Origin of the sequence: Aneurinibacillus aneurinilyticus ATCC 12856 (genome assembly GCF_000466385.1) — a bacterium.
Taxonomy (GTDB): domain Bacteria; phylum Bacillota; class Bacilli; order Aneurinibacillales; family Aneurinibacillaceae; genus Aneurinibacillus; species Aneurinibacillus aneurinilyticus.
In genome coordinates this window covers 1-4,329 of sequence record NZ_KE952816.1, presented here as the reverse complement: position 1 = coordinate 4,329, position 4,329 = coordinate 1, and the positions used below count along the sequence as shown (strand labels likewise).

At 44.9% G+C, this 4,329-nt stretch carries 3 protein-coding genes; 1 reads left to right on the top strand and 2 read right to left on the bottom strand.

Annotated features, from left to right (window positions below; all coding sequences use genetic code 11):
- Together HMPREF0083_RS15020 and HMPREF0083_RS15015 are read right to left on the bottom strand one after the other, a co-directional pair.
- Positions 1-2,627: ATP-binding protein (locus HMPREF0083_RS15020; protein WP_021622368.1), on the bottom strand; the 2,627-nt coding region annotated here is incomplete at its 3' end.
- Between the two features lie 294 nt (positions 2,628-2,921).
- Positions 2,922-3,239, bottom strand: coding sequence for an FAS1-like dehydratase domain-containing protein (locus HMPREF0083_RS15015; RefSeq protein WP_051354673.1), 318 nt, complete (start codon positions 3,237-3,239; stop codon positions 2,922-2,924).
- A gap of 247 nt (positions 3,240-3,486) precedes the next feature.
- On the opposite strand from HMPREF0083_RS15015, the gene HMPREF0083_RS15005 reads away from it, so the two are divergent.
- Positions 3,487-4,239 (top strand): class I SAM-dependent methyltransferase, encoded by a 753-nt coding sequence (locus HMPREF0083_RS15005; protein WP_021622364.1) that lies wholly within the window; start codon positions 3,487-3,489, stop codon positions 4,237-4,239.
- Positions 4,240-4,329: the final 90 nt, after the last annotated feature.

Here is a 4,329-nt window from a genome sequence, read left to right as displayed (position 1 = left end):
TCACCAAGTTCGTGCATCTTCTCCGTGTCAATGTTACCCAACGCCATAATGGAGTTTAGCGTGTTAAACAGGAAGTGAGGATGGATTTGCGCCTGCAGGTAGGCTGCCTCCATACGCAGCCGCTCGTTGACGGATTGCTTTAATGTCGTTAGCGACCAGATGCGGGATCTTAGTTCCAGAGCATCGACCGGCTTGGTAACATAATCGTTTGCTCCAGACAAAAACCCGGCGTAAATGTCTGTCGGCTGGCTGCGTGCCGTCAGTAGCAAAACCGGAAGCTCCGAAATAGAGAACCGTTCCCTGACTCTTCGTGTCAGCTCATAGCCAGACATATGCGGCATCATGACATCGGTAATCAACAAATCCCAGCGTTCTGTACCCAGCAATTCCAGTGCTTCCCGGGTCGATGCAGCCGACCTGATGTTGTAGGGCTCCGCCGAGAGAATGCTGACGAGCACCTTCAGGTTGACGGGATCATCATCAACAGCCAGGATGTTTATTTTCCCGTCAGTAAAGGGGGATAACGGGGATTGCAGCGGCCATGCGCTGGTTAACGCATCTGAAAAGCTTACACTGATTGCTACTTCCTCGCTTGTGTCAGCCTGTTGCTGAAGCCGATTTTGCACGAGTGGACGGTCTGATGGAGCGGCCAGCGGAAGCGCAAAACTGAATACGGATCCTTTGCCCGACTCGGAACGGACCGTCAGTTCACCGCCATGCAGCTCTACCAACTGCCTGCATATGCTTAGACCAAGACCGATTCCCCTTCCATCAGTTATTCCATGGGCCCCTTGCTCATAGGGCAAAAATATACGAGCCTGCGTCTCCTTATCCATGCCGGCTCCGGTATCGGACACATAGATGACAGCCTGTCCGTTTCTGATTCTGGTAGATACGGTAATCGTTCCTTCCTCGGTGTATTTGAGCGCGTTATGCAGTAAATTAAATAAAATTTGTACAAGCCTTTTTTCATCTGCCAGGACAGGCGGCATTGATTCTGCAATTTCTATCTTGAGTTGAATAGGCTTGCTGTCGGTCATAAATTGGAGCATGTCGATGACACCGGAGGCGACCGATTGAATAAACAAGGGCTCCCTTTGTAGCCGAATAAGCTTGTCCTGAAGCCGCACGACATCGAGTAGATCATCCAGCATATGCGACATCCGGCGGCTGATCGTGATGAGCAGCTCCATATCCTTGAAGCTTTTTCTGTCCATCGCCTGTTGCTCTTTTACTGCAACGGTCTGGGCGATATTCATAATGGCATGCAGCGGTGTTCTCAGTTCGTGTGACGTATTGGCGAGAAATTGGTCCTTCAGTTTATCTGCCTTTCTCAACTGCTCGTTAAGCTTGGCGTTTTCCTCGGAATTGCGGAAGTACCGTTTAAAACCGTAGGCCGAAAAACCGAGAATGGCCACGATAATATCGATGGGGTAGTAGACGCTGCTTATCTTTGCATCACAATTAAACATGCCCCAAACGACATTGGATACAATACTCATAGTAGCAAGTAACAGAAAGACAGAGTCAGGTTGATTTTTGGCAAACATGCTACCGATTAGATAGACAAACCAGGCCAAAGGAAACAAGTAAAGAAAAGCGAACACTTTATCTGCCATTGAATAATAAATGAGCGATGCCGGTGCTATCAGTAGAAATACTGAGTAGAGGCCTAACACAATAACATACGTGTAGAACAGCCTGGCCCCTGTTATATGTTCAGAGAAGTTTCTAGCCAGCAACAGAGCAAAAAAGGACAGCCATATGTAAGAGAGCAACTTGATTTTTAGAGCCCAGGTGTAATTCAACGGCAACCAGAGCAATAGTAAACTATCATGCTCAGACACAATAGAGAGACTAATAGACACTAACAGCAGAAAGAACATAAGAAATGTCTTCTGCCTTGGACTGAACATATACAATAGGATAGCGTATAAGCCATGCAGCAGTAGGATGATGAAGGTCACAAGTTGAAAGCCAATAGAATACCAGCGTTCGGTGTCAATGGCAGCCTGTGAACCAAAGCGGATAGACTTGACAATACCACCATTTAGCGGTTGATCAAAATTGGCTACACGCACAAGCAGCTCGATTTCCTTCACATTGTCCGCCGTATAGGATGCGGTATAAGAGACTGCCTTTGGCCTGTACGTTTGGGCTTGCTCTGCAGGCAATCCGATTCCAGGTTCTGCCTTACCATTAATTTCAACGATGGAAGCAGCTTGAATTTGCTGAATCCAGAACGTATATGGCTGGTTTAGCGGCTGATCGACCAAAATGCGCAGTCGGTACGTCCCGTAGCCAAACGATGAGTCCGATTCTTTCGATAAGGCATTGCGCCAATCTCCTGGAACTTGAACATAATGCGGCTGAGCAACGATTGAGCGCATTATGTCTTTATGTGAGATGAATGCCTCAGGGTAAAACTCCCACTCGCCGTTCAATGGAATGGATCTGGAATTCTCGAAGTTCCAGCCGCGCATGTCAAGTACGCCTTGAGTTGCACGAGGATGTTCCGGCGTAGCAACAATTATGAACCAGAACCATCGTAGACCGAGTAGGATAGAGAGAAATACCATAATGATTGTAATTTGTTTTAGGAAAGTATAATTTCGTAACCATATCATAAACGTTAAATTCGACACAATTTCCACGGCACCTTTTTTTTCTGATAAACATCACTATCTTATGGCAGATGGTGCTTTGTTTAAAAAAATAATAGGCTCTTCTGAAAACAAAAAACGAAGAACGAAGAAGAGATCGTTTATTTGTTTGAAATCGAGGTTATATAAATTACCACCCTTGATTTAATATTTGTAAAAAGATTTGATCAGTTCATATTTTTTATTTCACTAAAATACCCGTTAGCTCAATAAGTAAAGCAATATTTTTGCCACAATTCGATACTGCTAAACTCTCATTTAGTCTCGAATGATTCCATGGCTTGTTGCCAGCAACACTTCTTTACCTTTTTGGTTACGATATACTGACTTTATTTCGACCTTTTTAAAGCCTTCCATTTGTTCAACCTTTGTAAGCGTTAGTTCGCAGGTAATTGTATCTCCAGTAAAAACAGGCCGAATAAATTCGTTTACCATTTCTCTTGCGATGTAATTTAAATCACCACCAATTTTAGTTCCTATACTTGCAGTAAATAAACCATAAACCATTAAACGACCTTTTTCATCGTGTTTCATATGATGGTTGCCCTGATCTCCGGACAAAAGTGCAAACTGCAAAGTATCTTCTTCAGTAAAAGTTCTCTCCCAATGTAAAAACGGCCCCTGTTTTAATGTTTATATAGGCTCCTCTCTTTGGTTTGAAATATTCTGTATTTTTTGTTATAACATAGTTTGTAAATGAATATTCATTCGTTTTTCTTATTGAACTAACCTGCTTCGTTTGTGCAATAAGAAAAAAACGAATCTCCAACCAGGCGATCTCGTATAAATTTAATGCGACTGAATTGTTTCAGGAGGTGCTTTGATGAAGCAATCCCTAACCGGAAGGGGAGACTACGGTATTGACGCCCCTATCGTTGTACGCAATTTGCTGCTCATGGGAGCCATGTTTCTTCTTATTGGTGTTACGCTTTTTTTCATTTTTCCGGAACGGCTGAAATGGTTGGGGGTGACGATTGGCTCCGTTTTTCTGTTCTCCTTTTTGGTCGTTACGGCGGAGGCCTTGTACATGGTATGGAGCAGCAAAGTAGGGAAGTTTCGCATGAGGGAGAAACTGCTAGATCTTGTTGCAATGCGCGGTGATGAGAGAGTGCTGGATGTCGGCTGTGGTCGGGGACTTGTGCTAAATGCGGCGGCTCAAAGGCTTTCCACGGGAAAAGCTATCGGCATCGATATTTGGAACACACGGGATCAGTCGGGAAATCATCCCGAAGCGACGATAGCAAACGCTCGGACGGAAGGGGTGGCTGAACGTGTGGAGATTGTGGATGGCGATGTGCGGAGGATGCCGTTTGAGGACAACGATTTCAATATCGTCGTTTCCAGTCTGACCATTCATAACATTCCCAATGCTGATGATCGGCTCCAAGCTTTAAGCGAAATTATGCGTGTATTGAAGCCTGGCGGTCGTTTCGCAATCCTAGATTTCCAACATGTAAGGGAATATGCGGATATGTTCAACCAACTTGGGGCACACGATGTGCAGATTGTCGGACCGTACTGGTTGATGTTTCCGCCAGTTCGGATCGCAATAGGACGAAAAGCGAAGGAGTCGTAACGGATGAGGTAGTGGATGTGAGAAGCGATTTTGTTCTTGTCAATATAGCTTAAAAGTTTAACTTCCCTCCGAAAGAAGTCTCCCACTTCT

What these genes read in the sequence shown, in the direction of transcription:
- HMPREF0083_RS15005 (WP_021622364.1), top strand. Translation starts at nt 3,487, where the DNA reads ATGAAGCAATCCCTAACCGGAAGGGGAGACTACGGTATTGACGCCCCT.